16 protein-coding genes are annotated in these 14,023 nt (G+C 44.5%); 8 read left to right on the top strand and 8 right to left on the bottom strand.

Going from position 1 to position 14,023, the window contains the following annotated elements; all coding sequences use genetic code 11:
- Nucleotides 1–69: 69 nt before the first annotated feature.
- Both EAO33_RS02460 and EAO33_RS02455 read right to left on the bottom strand, forming a co-directional pair.
- Entirely contained in the window at nt 70–357 is a 288-nt protein-coding gene (locus EAO33_RS02460; RefSeq protein ID WP_120944642.1) for an iron transporter, read from the bottom strand.
- A gap of 10 nt (nt 358–367) precedes the next feature.
- Complete coding sequence (locus EAO33_RS02455; RefSeq protein ID WP_235853003.1) at nt 368–640, bottom strand: iron transporter; 273 nt, start codon at nt 638–640, stop codon at nt 368–370.
- A gap of 136 nt (nt 641–776) precedes the next feature.
- Here EAO33_RS02455 and EAO33_RS02450 point away from each other — a divergent pair, with 136 nt between their 5' ends.
- From EAO33_RS02450 to EAO33_RS02435, 4 genes are all read left to right on the top strand, one after another.
- Nucleotides 777–2,309 (top strand): AAA family ATPase, encoded by a 1,533-nt coding sequence (locus EAO33_RS02450; protein ID WP_120944640.1) that lies wholly within the window; start codon nt 777–779, stop codon nt 2,307–2,309.
- 153 nt (nt 2,310–2,462) lie between these two features.
- Nucleotides 2,463–2,921 (top strand): hypothetical protein, encoded by a 459-nt coding sequence (locus tag EAO33_RS02445; RefSeq protein WP_120944638.1) that lies wholly within the window; start codon nt 2,463–2,465, stop codon nt 2,919–2,921.
- A complete protein-coding gene (locus EAO33_RS09375) occupies nt 2,922–4,502 on the top strand; it encodes a VWA domain-containing protein (RefSeq protein WP_235853002.1) in 1,581 nt (526 codons plus the stop codon). It begins immediately after the preceding gene.
- A 79-nt stretch (nt 4,503–4,581) separates the two neighbouring features.
- A complete protein-coding gene (locus EAO33_RS02435) occupies nt 4,582–5,136 on the top strand; it encodes a restriction endonuclease (protein WP_120944635.1) in 555 nt (184 codons plus the stop codon).
- On the opposite strand, the gene EAO33_RS02430 is transcribed toward EAO33_RS02435, so the two are convergent.
- From EAO33_RS02430 to uvrB, 3 genes are all read right to left on the bottom strand, one after another.
- On the bottom strand, nt 5,127–6,041 hold the full coding sequence (locus EAO33_RS02430; RefSeq protein WP_120944633.1) for a DNA-methyltransferase: 915 nt from the start codon (nt 6,039–6,041) through the stop codon (nt 5,127–5,129). The genes EAO33_RS02435 and EAO33_RS02430 overlap by 10 nt on opposite strands.
- Nucleotides 6,038–6,286 carry a helix-turn-helix domain-containing protein gene (locus tag EAO33_RS02425; protein ID WP_120944631.1) on the bottom strand — a complete coding sequence of 83 codons (249 nt, stop codon included), beginning with the start codon at nt 6,284–6,286 and terminating at the stop codon, nt 6,038–6,040. The genes EAO33_RS02430 and EAO33_RS02425 overlap by 4 nt, the downstream gene beginning before the upstream one ends.
- Nucleotides 6,287–7,344: 1,058 nt before the next feature.
- Nucleotides 7,345–9,315 (bottom strand): excinuclease ABC subunit UvrB, encoded by a 1,971-nt coding sequence (uvrB, locus tag EAO33_RS02410; protein WP_120944627.1) that lies wholly within the window; start codon nt 9,313–9,315, stop codon nt 7,345–7,347.
- 273 nt (nt 9,316–9,588) lie between these two features.
- Between uvrB and EAO33_RS02405 the strand changes: the two genes are divergently transcribed.
- On the top strand, nt 9,589–10,416 hold the full coding sequence (locus EAO33_RS02405; protein WP_162982183.1) for a hypothetical protein: 828 nt from the start codon (nt 9,589–9,591) through the stop codon (nt 10,414–10,416).
- Here the strand turns inward: EAO33_RS02405 and EAO33_RS09020 are convergent.
- Both EAO33_RS09020 and EAO33_RS02400 read right to left on the bottom strand, forming a co-directional pair.
- On the bottom strand, nt 10,404–10,559 hold the full coding sequence (locus EAO33_RS09020) for a hypothetical protein (RefSeq protein ID WP_162982182.1): 156 nt from the start codon (nt 10,557–10,559) through the stop codon (nt 10,404–10,406). The two genes, EAO33_RS02405 and EAO33_RS09020, sit on opposite strands and share 13 nt — an antisense overlap.
- Nucleotides 10,560–10,604: 45 nt before the next feature.
- Nucleotides 10,605–11,177, bottom strand: a complete 573-nt coding sequence (locus EAO33_RS02400) for a DedA family protein (protein ID WP_120944622.1) — start codon at nt 11,175–11,177, stop codon at nt 10,605–10,607.
- A gap of 57 nt (nt 11,178–11,234) precedes the next feature.
- Here EAO33_RS02400 and EAO33_RS02395 point away from each other — a divergent pair, with 57 nt between their 5' ends.
- Genes EAO33_RS02395 through EAO33_RS02385 form a run of 3 tightly spaced genes read left to right on the top strand, consistent with a single transcriptional unit; the run spans nt 11,235 to nt 13,215 of the window.
- Nucleotides 11,235–12,050 (top strand): flagellar hook-basal body protein, encoded by an 816-nt coding sequence (locus EAO33_RS02395; protein ID WP_120944620.1) that lies wholly within the window; start codon nt 11,235–11,237, stop codon nt 12,048–12,050.
- A 52-nt stretch (nt 12,051–12,102) separates the two neighbouring features.
- Nucleotides 12,103–12,750, top strand: coding sequence for an outer membrane protein (locus tag EAO33_RS02390; protein ID WP_120944618.1), 648 nt, complete (start codon nt 12,103–12,105; stop codon nt 12,748–12,750).
- A 24-nt stretch (nt 12,751–12,774) separates the two neighbouring features.
- Nucleotides 12,775–13,215 (top strand): DUF4149 domain-containing protein, encoded by a 441-nt coding sequence (locus EAO33_RS02385; RefSeq protein ID WP_235853001.1) that lies wholly within the window; start codon nt 12,775–12,777, stop codon nt 13,213–13,215.
- Here EAO33_RS02385 and fliP read toward each other — a convergent pair.
- Nucleotides 13,212–13,940 carry a flagellar type III secretion system pore protein FliP gene (fliP, locus tag EAO33_RS02380; protein WP_407920456.1) on the bottom strand — a complete coding sequence of 243 codons (729 nt, stop codon included), beginning with the start codon at nt 13,938–13,940 and terminating at the stop codon, nt 13,212–13,214. The two genes, EAO33_RS02385 and fliP, sit on opposite strands and share 4 nt — an antisense overlap.
- Nucleotides 13,941–14,023 lie beyond the last annotated feature (83 nt).

Genomic DNA, 14,023 nt, shown 5'->3' with positions numbered 1-14,023 from the left:
ATGCTATATGCATGCTATATGCATGCTATATGCATGCTATATGCATGCTATATGCATGCTATATGCATGCTATATGCATGCTAGTATCAGGCACAATGCCACCACTAACCAATTAAAACCCCCACTCACCCCACAACCAAAAACCCAACCCGTGTGTGCATAAATTTTACTAATGAGCAAAAAGGACAGCACACTCAACACCGCTACGCTTATAAATCTCAAGACATGCTCAGGGTCGTAACCATAATGGTAGCCATAATCATGCAATGTTGCGACTACCTCCACACACATACACAAATTGAAGCTAGGGATGAGCACCAACACCAACCCTAAGAAAAACGCTTTGATAGCTTTCATCACTCATTCTTTAATATACATAGGATGCTATCATATGGCAGAACACCACCACCAACCCATTAATACCCGCACTCAGCACACAGCCAGAATACCAACCCGTGTATTTATATATCTCCCTAATGGGTAAAAGAGACAGCACGCCTAGCACCGCTACGCTTATAAATCCCAAAATATGCGTATGGCAACAATGATCATGCAATATGGCTATCATCTCAAAACACATACACGCGGTGAAAATAGGCATGAGCACCAACGCCAACCCTAAGAAAAAATTTTTCATCATGCTACAATCCTCTAATGCGTGTGATCTAAACGGAGATTTAGAAATAGGCGTTTTGTCATGTCATTCTCTCTTTTTACCTTTGTTAGGCTGTCTAAGAATCATGTTACAATACAGTCCTTAGTTTTAAGGAGACCCCATGCCTTACAAGAGTCGAGTTAAAAACCTCATCGCCGAGCTAGAAAAAGGTTTATTCGAACGAGAGGAGTGCGTGCGCTTGGTGTTATTAGCCATGTTTGCCGGAAAAGCGATTTTCTTGTATGGACCCCCGGGCACAGCCAAATCCATGATTGCTAGAAAAGTGAGCCTTGCTTTTGGCGAGTCTAGAGATTTCTTTAGTGCTTTAATGCATCGCTTTTCTACCCCTGAGGATATTTTTGGTCCCATTGATATTGGCGCACTCAAGCAAAACAAATTGATTAGAAACACAAAAGGCTATCTCCCCACCGCTAGCTTTGCCTTTTTAGATGAGATTTGGAAAAGCTCACCGGCGATCTTAAACACCCTACTAACCATCATCAACGAAAGGCTTTTCAAAGAGGGCGACACGGACATTAAAGTCCCCCTCAAGGGCATTGTGTGCGCGAGCAATGAGTTTCCTCCGGCTAATCAAGGGCTAGAAGCTCTTTACGATCGCATGCTTTTGCGCTACTTTGTCGAACCCTTAAAATCTAAAGAGAATTTCTTAAAACTCATCACCGCCCAAGAGAACAAGAGTTCTAACCAACACGCCTTTAGCCTAGAGGAATTAGAGGCTATCCACCAGCAAGCCACTCAAATCCCCTTTAGCCAAGAAGCCTTAGAGAGTTTGCACACCATTAAGGCAACTTTAGAGCAATTAAAACACAACCCCGCCCTAGTGGCAAAATTCTTAGGAGATGATGCGCCCACAAAGGAGGATGAGGAGAGCACAGAGCCTGATTCTAACTTGATTGCCACCCCTTCCGATCGGCGTTTTAAACAATGCGCCCAACTCCTACAGGTTGCCGCCCTACTTAGCGATCAAGATCAAGTTACCACCCCCGATCTTGCCTTACTTAGGCATTGTCTATGGGATAGCCTCGAGCAAATCCCCTTAGTCAATGCGATCTTAGCACGGGTGTTAAAAAGTAGCCACGCAAAGGCTAGGGATTTGGAAAAGGCGCAAGAAAATTTTTTACACCTTGAAAAGATGACTATAGATTCTTCAGAAACTTTTGCTAATGCCTACCAATACCTATACAAACAAGTTACTACACATACCCAAGAACTTAGTCAAGAGTTACAGACAGCGCGCCAAAATACTAATGTATTTTTATCCCATGAAGATATCAAGATCGCCTTTGCAGGTATTCAAGAATTGTTACAAGCTTTTAAAGTGCTGGAATTAGGACTAAAGGAACTCGATCAAAAGGCGGTCAAAACCCAAAGCACAGCTGGAAACACAAATATTAACCCTTCTTTAGAAAAAGAGATTTTGGCGATCACGCGCAAGTATGGAATCACAGACACAGCGCAAGTAGCCAAAATTGCAGAGCTTTTAGACGCGTATGTGCAGGGTAATCTTGATCCCACTGATCTTAAAAAGCGTGGTTTTAAGCTCACTAACCATCGTGGAGAGGCTGTGGATCTGGGTGCTTATGCCGACCCGCGTAATGTGCTTAAAGCAGGTTTAAGGGGCTTAATTCATTAAAGGAGTGTTAAATGGCTCTTCATCTAGATCAAAAACAAAAAGACGATCTCATTAACGAACTTTTGAGTCTTGCGGATAAGATTAAGGGCACTAGATAGTTACTATTGGTAAATTGTGCTAAAATAGCACAATCAAAAATCAGAAGGGGTTTTTATGTCTCGCACGGAAGAAGTGGAAGAAAAGGGCAACAACCGCGATGTGCATGAGGATTTGAGAAAGCTTTTTACAGAACTCATTATTAGTTTTGGCACACTCAAAGATCAAAGAGTGATGCAACTCCCAGAATTTCAAAATGCGGTTGAGGCGATAATCCAAACTTTTGAGAATTTTGCAGAAGGAACAATAACACTCCCTGAGGATATGTTTAAGCAACTAAATGACATATCATACCCTTGCGACATTTACCGCAATCGCATATTTCTTAAGGAACATGGCGCATGGATACAACAACCCGAAGTGATAGGGAGGGTGGAATTTACTTCGGATGTGCTTAAAAAGGCCAAAGCTAAATACGAAGAAGAAGAAGCTAAAGACCGAGAAAGTGTAGGTAATCTGTACATCTTTCTTGTTTATATCGCCGAAGAAATGCGCTGGGAGCATATGGGGTATTAGTTGCTAGAAACCCTAAACACCTTTGGGCTTTTAGACGACCCCCAAGTCTCTAAACAATTTGGATTAGCGTGCCAAGAAAAAGACGCACAGATCAAGCAAACCCTTAAAGATCACCCTTTTTTTGAGGAGAGCCTAGCCCACTACCAGCGCAAACACGCCAGCCCCAAAGAAAAAGACCTAGTCAAAGCCACGCGCGCCCAGTTTCACGCCCACAACCAAGAGGCGGATTTGAGTTTTATTGACACCCAAGAAAAGGCGTTAGAAAAATCCAAAGATAAAGAGAGCGATCGGGCTACCTTACACCGCTTTATTTTAGAGAAGTGGCAGGGCGTTTTAGATAGCAAGATTAGCGCATGGAAACAAGCCACACAGGCAAAAATGCAGCAAGATTTTTTAGCGCGCATGCGTGCGTGGTTTAAAGCCCTTTGGGAGGCAAAACAATTAGCCAAGCAATCCCCCGAACTCTTTGGCACAAATGGGCTATTTATGGACGCTAAGGGGCTCGCCCTAGAATCTTTAGATTTAGAGGACTTAGGCGATAAAGAGGCACAAAAACGCGCGTTAGAAAATTTAGAGGGCTTGGATACGGGTTTGGAGTTAGAACAGGGGGACAAAAGGGGAGGCAAAAGGGAACAACAAGGAAATAGGGGCTTTTCTTTGCAGGGGGCTAATCCCAAGCGTTTAAACCTCGCCCAAATTTTAGCCCTTTTCAATCAAATTAAAAACAATAAAGCCTTAATGCAAATTTGCGATCTGCTGGGGCGCATGAAAGAAATGCAACAAGAGATGATCAAAGAGATGATCAAGGAACAACGCACTTACGCTTATACAGAGCGCCACCCCACAAGGGATTATAAAGAGGAGATTTGTGGGGTGCATTTGAGCAATGATTTAGAAAACTTGCTCCCCCAAGAGCTTGCCATGCTCAATGACCCGGATTTAGAAACCCTTTTTTATCTCAAGTTTGTAGAAAAACGCCTCTTTTGTTTTGAAAAGCAGGGCTATATCGATCAGCATTTGGAGGGCATAGAGAAAGTGGAGGTAGAGATAGAAAAAGAACAAGAAAAAGAGGGAGAGAAAGGACCTATTATTATCTGTGTGGATACCAGCGCTTCGATGAGTGGCGCGCCCGAACTCATTGCTAAAGCCCTCACCCTTTCTCTAACCTCCCATGCCAAAAAGAGCAAACGATCTTGCTTTTTGATTAACTTTAGCTCCCAAACTACGGCTATGGATTTAAGCAAGGGCGGGGGGCTTGCTAGATTGAATGAGTTTCTAAGCCTGAGTTTTGGGGGCGGGACAGATGTCGGGCTTGCCTTAACAGAGGGTTTAAAGGCTATGCAAGAGCAAAATTATAAAAAAGCAGATTTGTTAGTGATCTCAGATGGGGATTTTGGCACTCTAAATTCGCACCTAGAGCAACAAATGCGCCAAAAACGCCAAGATAAAAACCGCTTTTATTTGTTGGATGTCAATGGCAACTCGGGGGCAAAGCACGCTTTTGATAAACACTGGGTCTATGACAGCCAGAAGCAAAATATTAGGGTGCTGTGTGAGTTAAGTAATGATTTAGGGGTGTGAGGGTTTGGCTTTGTGTCCATATAAAAAAGATTATAGAATATAACCTTGTAGCTGTATATCATCGCAAAGGAGTTAAGAAATGAAAAATCATGTTGAAACAAATATTGTAGGCATACTAAAGCAGTATAGAAATAGTTTTTTGCAAAAAGAATTTAAGAACAAACATTATGATTCTGATATTTTGATGGATTTTTTCAATATTACTCCTGAAATGACAGCCAAAAACACGCAGTATTGGAATAGAGAATTAGGGATGGTATGGGAATTAGTTACTAAAGAACTATTTTCTTCCAACAAGTTTTTTGCACCGCCAGAGAGCGTTGATTTTGGATCCGATCGCCCTGTAGATTATTTTATAGGCAAGATCGCTGTTGATACTAAATATAGGATGGGTTCCGGAGATAGTGGAACGCTAAAAAAGTTTAAAGCATATGCAGAGATGTTAAGAAAGAAAAAATATGAGTCCGCGTTTTTAATTTTAAGAGATGACAATTTACCCGCTGCGATCACTGCTGCCAAAAATGGAGGCTGGAAAGTTTTGGTCAAGCATGAAGCCTATAGTTTTATCGCTAAACACGGCGATGGTATCGATATAGTGCAATATTTAGCCCGCTTAAAAGCCAATTACTTTTGAGATAGTCTATGCTTGGCGATCTCTATATATTCTTGATTTAACTCACAACCTATAAAGGGGATATTTAGTTGCAAACAGGCAAGGGCTGTTGTCCCACTCCCCATAAAGGGGTCTATGATGGCATGTTCTGAAGGGCATGGGACAATCATTTCTATTAGTCTTTTGATGAGTTTAACGGGTTTAATCGCTATATGCTTGTTAAAAGATTCTTTTTTATCTCTGCTATACCCTTCTAAAACATTAGACATAAAGCCCTCTTGATTGCTATAGCCTTGCGTTTTTAAAAGCCCAACACCATATTTTTTAATGTTATGGATGTAATTTTTTTCAATGGGTTTTTGTAACACCGCTATGGCTTCGTAATTATTCCTAGTTGCGCTATGCCACCCTTGCCAATCTTGAGCTGTGTTATCTTGATCTTTTTGCATTTTTTCATAAGCATTTAATCCTTTTGGAATACCGCTACTTCTTAACCAAATAAACATGTCTTTAGTAAAAAACCCGGCATTTTCAAGCCCTATTTGCACATGCGCCACACTTCTATTACTATTAAACACCATCACAAAGCTACCGGGCTTTAACACAGCAATCAAAGCGCGCCCCCACCTCTCTACCCAAGCTTGGTATTCTAAAATATTTTCTCTATTCTTTTGATACCAACGCGCATTTCTCACTCCACCAGCTAAACCACTGCCATAAGGGATATTTTTCACCAGTATTTTTTGATGATTTAAGGCTTTTTGTGTCCGGCGTTCTATTTCAACATGATCCCAATTTCTGCCAAAAAATTCATAGTTATAGGGTGGGTCGGTTACACAGCCAGAGAGGCTATTTTCAGGCATGTTTTCCATTAACTCCACACAATCCCCCAAGAGGATTTGATTTAAAAAATCAGTCTTCATCATAAGCTATCTCCTAATTTAGCCTTATTCCACTCTCTAACTACTTTAATAATCTCCGCATCATCTAACTCATTGAGCATATTTAACAGAGCCTTCATGGCTAATGGTTTATTTTTGCCGCGAGAATACTCCACATAGGTTCTATGTTGCACGCCAATGCGTTTAGCCATTTGTGCTTGGGAGATGGTTTTAATCTCTTTTGCTTCGATAAGTTTATGAATTTTATTGATCAACTCATTCAATTCCATTTGACAACTATAGCCAATGCTTCTTAACAAGAAACTTATAAAAATATCTAATTAAGATATTTTTATATAATTACAAGATATTGGAAGCATCTTAACAGAGGGTTTAAGGGCGATGCAGGAGCAAAATTACAAAAAGGCAGACCTTTTGGTGATTCCAGACGGAGATTTTGGCACTCTAAATGCGCACCTAGAGCAACAAATGCACCAAAAACGCCAAGATAAAAACCGCTTTTATTTGCTCGAAACAGGAGCATAACACACCACAAAAGTAACAAAGGGCATCAACACCAACACCGCCCCCAAGCAAAACGCTTTAATCTTTTTCATAGTCCCTAAAACATCTTAGTCGGGAAATCGAGTAGGACGGCCCAAACACTCAGGACACTGATCTTTGACGCATCCACTATAGTTAGGACAAGGACTCTCCATACACATCCCATCACACACGCACCGCTCTGCATAGCAAGGCGATCCCAACGCCCCAACCCCACAGAAACCCCACTCAGCACCACTAATAAGGTGAAAATCCCGCTCAATTTAGAGCCAAAAACCCAGCCCGTGCGCTTGTAAATCCCAAAAACTAACAAAAGAAAAAACGCGCCTAAGAACACTTGGCTAAATAATGCTAAGTGAGAATGGCAAGCCTTCACAAGTTGCCACCCCACAAATAAGCACACTCCAAACGCCACAACGGGTATCAACCCCAACACTATCCCTAAAAACACCTCTCTAGTTTTCATCGCCAACCTTTTTAATATGGTATATGGAGTGCCATCAAAATATTATATATAATATTATTATGGGGAAGAGTATTACGCCCACAGCATTAACAATCCCACTCACCACACAGCCAAAAGACCAGCCCGTGTATTTATAAATCTCCCTAATGGGCAAAAAAGACAGCCCATATAACACCACTATGCCCACCACGCCCATGCCTCCCCAAACCCCATTAAGGCAACCATAATCATGCAATGTTGCGAAGACCCCAAAACACATACACGCAGTGAAAATAGGCATGAGCACCAACACCAACCCTAATAAAATTTTTTTCATCCTTACAACCCTCTAATGCGCGCGATCTCATCGCGTAATCTTGCCGCCTCTTCAAAGTCTAACACCTTAGCGCGTTGTTGCATTTGCGCCCTTAAAGTTTTAATCAAGCGATCCTTTTCACTCTTAGGCATTTTTTCTAGGGCTTTGGAGCGTTTGGGTTTGGCAGGTAGGCTCTCTGTGAGCTCCTCCTCTAAGAGTCTTTGCACACTCTTAGGCTCAATGCCATGCTCTGCATTAAAGGCTTTTTGTTTAGAGCGCCTCTCATCGCTAATTTGCATCGCTTTTTGCATGCTCGCTGTAATTTTATCCGCATAAAACAACACCTTGCCATGCACATGCCGCGCCGCGCGCCCCATGGTTTGAATCAAGCTCGTTTCACTGCGTAAAAACCCCTCTTTATCCGCATCCAAAATCGCCACTAAGGACACTTCGGGCAAATCTAGCCCCTCTCTTAATAAGTTGATCCCAATGAGCACATCAAATTCTCCCAGTCTTAAGGAGCGAATCAAATGGTTACGCTCGATCGCATCAATATCGCTATGCAAATACTGCACCCTCAAGCCCCATTCTAAATAGTGCTTGCATAACTCCTCAGCCATGCGCTTAGTCAAGGTGGTTACTAAGACGCGCTCCTTTCTAGCCACCACGCCCTTAATGCTCTCAAATAAATCTTTGACTTGGTTAGCCACAGGGCGCACTTCATACTCGGGGTCTAATAGTCCGGTGGGGCGGATAATCTGTTCAGCAATATGTCCTTGTGAGAGTTCTAACTCTAGGGGGTTGGGGGTAGCTGAGACAAAGAGAAAATGGGGGGGTTTGGTGATAAACTCCTCGTATTTAAGTGGGCGGTTATCCAGCGCACAGGGCAACCTAAAGCCATAATCTACCAAGACTTGCTTACGGCTCAAATCCCCGGCATACATCCCCTTAAATTGGGGCAAACTCACATGGGATTCATCTACAATCACCAAAAAGGGGCGTTGTTTCTGGGCGAAATAATCCATGAGCGTATAAGGGGTTTCTCCCGCCCTCTTGCCCGTGAAATGGCGCGCGTAATTTTCAATGCCCTTACAAATGCCTGTGGCACTAATCATTTCTAAATCAAATTCGGTGCGGGTTTTAAGGCGCTCATACTCTAGGGGCTTTTGGGCTTGCTTGAAAAAGTTTAAGCGCTCTTGTAATTCTTGCTCAATATCTTGAATGGCTTGTTGCAAACGCTTAGGGCTTACAATAAAAGCATTTGCCGCATAGAGGGGGTAGGAGTCTAGTTGCTTTAGGGGGGTGTTTTCTAGCGCGTCCATGCTGGTGATGCGCTCGATCTCATCGCCAAAAAACTCGATGCGGATAAAGTTTTCATCATTATAAGCGGGGAAAATATCCACGCACTCCCCCACCACCCTAAATTTGCCCCGCTCTAAGATTTCTTGGCGCGCATAGCCCATTTCTACTAACTTGAGCAAGAATTGTCTGTAAGGGCGCACTTGCCCCACTTGGATTTTTTCTAGCATGCTCAAATACTCCGCTGGGTTGCCCAGCCCATAATTAGCCGACACGCTAGCGACCACGATCACATCCTCATAGCTTAAAAGCGAAGTTACCGCGCTCAAGCGCAGGCGTTCTAAATCCTCGTTGATCGAACTATCTTTTTCGATGAAGAGATCGCGTCTAGGGATATAGGATTCGGGTTGGTAATAATCAAAGTGGGAGATAAAGTATTCCACATGGTTTTTAGGGAAAAAGCCTTTAAACTCGCTGTAAAGCTGGGCACAGAGGGTTTTGTTATGGCTCATGATCAAGGTGGGCATTTGCAAACGCGCGATCAAATTTGCCATGCTAAAGGTTTTGCCTGAACCAGTAACCCCAATCAAGGTCTGATAACGCGCCCCTTGGGCTACCCCCTCACTTAAAGTTTGCACAACTTTTTCTTGCTCTAAACTCATGACATAGGGGGCGTGTAGACTAAATAAATTCATGTTAGCTCTTTGTGGTTTTGGCGCGATTGTAGCACAACCCCTAAGAAGACTCGATCAGTGCTTGCTTAGTTGAGTAACATTTCAAAGCGCGCAAAATTCTTTGTTTTAAATAATCAAGCTAGATGGCTTAAGATTTATGTTAGATTGAGATCGTGCCGGTTGGCACAAGAAAATACAAAGGAGCGCTTATGAGGAAGTTGTTATTAGTATGCCCCATAGTTGCAGGGTTTTCTTGTGTGATAAAATAAGAAGGAGGGGGTAGAAAGGATTTGCATGCAACAAGAGAAGTGGACACTTGTGGACAATACGAAGTCTTTGTGTTATGCTACTGGTCTTTACTCAGCCTCTCTGTTTATACGGTTGACAGAATCATCCGATCCCTTCGACCTTTTGAACGATTCTAAGCATTCTATCTTTTTATGGGCGATTATTGTGCCAGCTGCGCTTGTGCAGACCTATATTTTTAGTGTTAGAAGGAAGCCTGCTGCGCTAACATCCAAATCTAGCTCCATCCAATTCCGACCCATCTTAGAATTGCTGGTAGCCCTAGCCTTTGTGGTTTTGATCCATGTCATTTTTAACACCCCCCCTTGGCTAGAGATACTTCTATTCTTAGGCATCATACAGCTCTACAACCGGCTGATAGTCCCTAGGGTCGCTTGTTTGCGCTTTGAGCCAGAAGAGGAGGATACAAGCACCCCCGCGGTCTCTATAGTGCGCGGGAGCATTTATCCTGGTGTGCTCTTTGGTCTTGCATGTATAGTAGGCGATCAATTCGCGGGGCTTAAACTTCTCACCAATCCTAGTAATTCTGCGCTCATAGGGGCGGGTCTTGTTATGGGGGCGTTTCTTGCCGATTGTTTTTATAGCCTCAAGGGGAAGCTGGTATCTAGCTCTAATCGCGCGCCAAGACCTATCAAATGGCAATTCCAGCCCACCTTAGAGATGCTAGCCAAGCTAGCTCCCATTGCCTTGATCCATGCCATCTTTAACACCCCCCCTTGGCTAGATGTGTTGCTTCTGCTAGGCATAAGCGTGTTCTACTACAAGGTGGTAGTCCCCAACGCCACATTCTTACAGGTGCAAGGTTATTCTACCTGATGGGGCTCGCCATCATTGGGGGCGACCTTGGGGGGTTTTTTATGGCTTTTGTGTTGTTTGGGGGAGTTGGTGGGAGTGATAGGGCATTGGCAACACCCCGCCAGCCACAACAACGCGCCCAAGCAAGCTAGAATTTTACCCATGTCGATCCTTTTTGCACGACTTTACTCTGTTAAAGCCAATGTTCATTAAGCCTTCTTGCTCCCCCGTTTAAGCACCCATACAATCCCCACAACCAAAGCCAAGATAAAGAGGGGCATCAAATAGGCATAAGCGCTCAGGCGATCCCATATATGGCGCACCCATGCGCTCGCATAAAAAGCGATCGCGCCCACCACCACCGCCCACAGCGCGCATGCCCCCCCATTTAACAGCGCGAATTTCTTTAGATCGTATTTGCTAAAGCCAATGGCTAGGGGCAAAATGCTCTTGATCCCATAGATGTATTTGTTAAAAAAGATCAACCACACCCCGTATTTTTGCAACCACATATGCACTAGGGCGAATTTACGGCGGTGTTTGGCAAAGTAGTTAAACAACTCTTTTTTCTGGGTGCGTCCCAGCAGAGCTAGCCCCATACTCCCCACAAAATTGCCCACCCCCGCGCTGAGTATGCTGAGTTTAATATCCATTTGCCCCATAGAGCTTAGGATCGCGGCCACCACAATCCCCACATACCCACTCCCCAAAGAGTAGGCAAATAAGAGCAAATACCCCCAAGTGCTAAATAGGTGTTGAAAATGCGCGATGCTCTCTTGCACGCCAATCCTTGTATTTTTTAGGTTATAATAGCACACTCGTATCATTAGGAGTCTAACATGACAAATGGGTATTATGACGCAACGGGGGGGATGGTTAATGAGTTTAACCGCTTGGATCAAATCTCCAACAACTTAGCCAACCTCAACACCAATGGGTTTAAACGCGATGATGTGGTGGTGGGGGATTTCTTGCGTCTGTATCAAAATTACCGCGACAAATTGCCCCTAGCTGACCAAACTAAGCAGGCTGCGCAGTATCTAAACCGCAACCTCAACCGCGTGCCCATCATCACGCAACGCTACACAGACTACAGCCTAGGACCTATGGCTAAGACGGATAACGAATTGGATTTTGCCCTTAGCGATCCCAACGCTTATTTCGTGGTGCAAACCCCTCAGGGGATCGCCTTTACACGCGATGGGAGTTTCACCATTGACGCGCAGGGTTTTTTGAGCACTAAAGAGGGTTTTCATGTGCTTAGCCGCGGGGGAATTGAAAACCACACGGGGATTCACATGTTGCCCGGGGCGCGTTTGAGCGTGAGTGCCAATGGCGATTTGTTTTTCCATGATGGCAATGAAGAAGTGCCCGGGGGCGCGTTAGCCATAGTGGGCTTCCAAAGCCAAAAACTTTTAAAAAAGATGGGAGACAATCTCTATACCTACCCCCAAGATAAAATGGCGGAACGCGTGGAGCTCAACGCCCCCATTGTGCGCCAACACTTCTTAGAAAAAAGCAATGTCAATGCGGTTACCGAGATGACGCGCTTGATCGAGGCTAACCGCCTTGTGGACATGTATTCTAAGGTCTTGCGCACCCATATGGACGATTTGCACGCGGATGCCATCAGCAAATTGGCTGCTAGGGCTTAAGGGGTGTGGAATTTTTCCGATCTGCATGGTTTCATCATAACAAGGAGTGCGCATGCGTTTGAAAGTCTTGAGCCTTGTTGGAGCGACAGCGTTGTGGGGGGGCTTACAGGCAGAAGAGAGCGCGTTTTTCGTGGGCGCGATGTATGAGATGGGGGGTTCTACCTTCAAAGCCGAAGTGCTAGGGGGTAATGCGCCTAAGACAAACGCCAACGCCATCACGCAGGGCGTGGGCGTGCACATAGGTTATAACCAACTCTTTGGGCAAAAGGGTTGGATTGGCTTGCGTTACTACGGCTTTTACAACTGGGGGATCACTGACTTTGGCAAAGTGGTCTACAACGATAAAGTGGCTTTTACCAATAACACTTTCAATTTGTCAGGTTATGGGGTGGGGATAGACTTGCTGGTGAATCTGATCAACGCCACGGGGTTTAGTTTTGGGGTGTTTGGGGGCTTGGCGGTGGGGGGTAACACTTGGTGGCTAGTCAAAGGCAATAACCCCCAAACCAAAGCCCAATGGTTCTTTAATGGCGGGGTGCGCGCCGTCATCGCCAAACATAATGGGATCGAGCTGGGTTTCAAAGTGCCCATGATGCGCGCTAATTACATCAGAAATTACAATGGTGTCCAAGTGGATAACACCACTATATCTCTTAAGCGCGATTGGGCGTTCACCATCGCTTATTATTTCTACTTCTAAATGTTAGGGAAATTATGGGGGGTGGTGGTGTTGCTTGTGCTGGGCGTGGGCGTGGGCGTGGTGTTCTTTGCGGGTGCGGGAGTAGCCCCTGTGATCTTTAAAGCTTCTGAGATCGCCCATGTCAATTTGGGTGCCCTAGAGGCGGGGGCATTGATGGGGCAGATTTTTGTGCGCGCCAACACACTCTTAAACGCTTTAGGGGTGTTGTTGGTGCTAGATAGTCTATTCTTAGCGCTCAAGAAGTCTAAGGGAGCGTGGCTAGTGCTTTTGAGCTTAATAAGCGCGGGTTTGATCGCCCTATTTAGTTTTTATTACACCCCCTTTATTTTGAACGCACAAGCCACCCACATGACTGACACACCTACATTTGCGCGCATGCACACCCACAGCGAAGTCCTTTTCAAAGCCCTGCTTATTTTACTCTGTGCCCTCTTTGTGGGGCGCGCATGGCGTGTAGCGCGCTAGCTCAAGTGCTTAAAGCTAGCCACTAAGTTTTCTACTAAGAGATTAAACCCGTCCACCAAGATAAACACTAAAATTTTAAAGGGCAAAGAGATCATCACGGGGGGTAGCATCATCATCCCCATTGCCATTAAAATAGAGCTGACCACCATGTCAATCACCAAAAAGGGCAGATAAAGCAGAAACCCGATCTGGAACGCCGTTTTGAGCTCACTGATCATAAAGGCGGGCACAAGCACGCTCAAGGGCACACTGCTGGCATCTTTAGGGTTTTCCAAATGGCGGATTCTAAAAAATAGGGCTAAATCCTTTTCACGCGTGTTTTGTAACATAAACTCTTTAAAGGGCACAACCCCCTTTTCAAAGGCTTGCGTATACGATATTTTTTCCGCTAAATAGGGCTTGATGGCGATCTCATAACTCTTTTTGGCGCTAGGCTCCATGATAAAAAAGGTCAAAATCAAGGCTAAGGACACCAAAATTTGGGTGGGTGGGGTTTGTTGCGTGCCCAAAGCGGTGCGCAAAAAGGAAAACACCACAATCAGGCGGATAAAGCTTGTCATCACTAAAATGAGTGAGGGGGCTAACACAAGTAAGGTTAGCACCAAGACCACATTCAAACTGGTTACCAATTGCGCGGGGGTGTGGGGCGCGCTCAATGATAGATCGATGGTGGGGATTATGGGGTCTTTGATCTGCGCCCCCAGCAATAAATCCACCCCTAACAACCCTAGCAAGATCACTTTTAGCAATCTAAAACCTTTTTACTTGATGTCTTAAGTATAATGCCCTAGAAGTTAAAAAGCTCTAA

Origin of the sequence: Helicobacter labacensis, from assembly GCF_003660285.1 — a bacterium.
In the GTDB taxonomy this organism is placed as follows: domain Bacteria; phylum Campylobacterota; class Campylobacteria; order Campylobacterales; family Helicobacteraceae; genus Helicobacter; species Helicobacter labacensis.
The sequence above is the reverse complement of the archived record's forward strand: the minus strand, read 5'-3'. Positions and strand labels throughout refer to the sequence as shown.

What these genes read in the sequence shown, in the direction of transcription:
- EAO33_RS02425 (WP_120944631.1), bottom strand. Translation starts at nt 6,286, where the DNA reads ATGGAATTGAATGAGTTGATCAATAAAATTCATAAACTTATCGAAGCA.
- EAO33_RS02435 (WP_120944635.1), top strand. Translation starts at nt 4,582, where the DNA reads ATGAAAAATCATGTTGAAACAAATATTGTAGGCATACTAAAGCAGTAT.
- EAO33_RS02430 (WP_120944633.1), bottom strand. Translation starts at nt 6,041, where the DNA reads ATGATGAAGACTGATTTTTTAAATCAAATCCTCTTGGGGGATTGTGTG.
- EAO33_RS02455 (WP_235853003.1), bottom strand. Translation starts at nt 640, where the DNA reads ATGATGAAAAATTTTTTCTTAGGGTTGGCGTTGGTGCTCATGCCTATT.
- EAO33_RS02405 (WP_162982183.1), top strand. Translation starts at nt 9,589, where the DNA reads ATGCAACAAGAGAAGTGGACACTTGTGGACAATACGAAGTCTTTGTGT.
- EAO33_RS02395 (WP_120944620.1), top strand. Translation starts at nt 11,235, where the DNA reads ATGACAAATGGGTATTATGACGCAACGGGGGGGATGGTTAATGAGTTT.
- EAO33_RS02450 (WP_120944640.1), top strand. Translation starts at nt 777, where the DNA reads ATGCCTTACAAGAGTCGAGTTAAAAACCTCATCGCCGAGCTAGAAAAA.
- EAO33_RS09020 (WP_162982182.1), bottom strand. Translation starts at nt 10,559, where the DNA reads ATGGGTAAAATTCTAGCTTGCTTGGGCGCGTTGTTGTGGCTGGCGGGG.
- uvrB (WP_120944627.1), bottom strand. Translation starts at nt 9,315, where the DNA reads ATGAATTTATTTAGTCTACACGCCCCCTATGTCATGAGTTTAGAGCAA.
- EAO33_RS02460 (WP_120944642.1), bottom strand. Translation starts at nt 357, where the DNA reads ATGAAAGCTATCAAAGCGTTTTTCTTAGGGTTGGTGTTGGTGCTCATC.
- EAO33_RS02390 (WP_120944618.1), top strand. Translation starts at nt 12,103, where the DNA reads ATGCGTTTGAAAGTCTTGAGCCTTGTTGGAGCGACAGCGTTGTGGGGG.
- EAO33_RS02445 (WP_120944638.1), top strand. Translation starts at nt 2,463, where the DNA reads ATGTCTCGCACGGAAGAAGTGGAAGAAAAGGGCAACAACCGCGATGTG.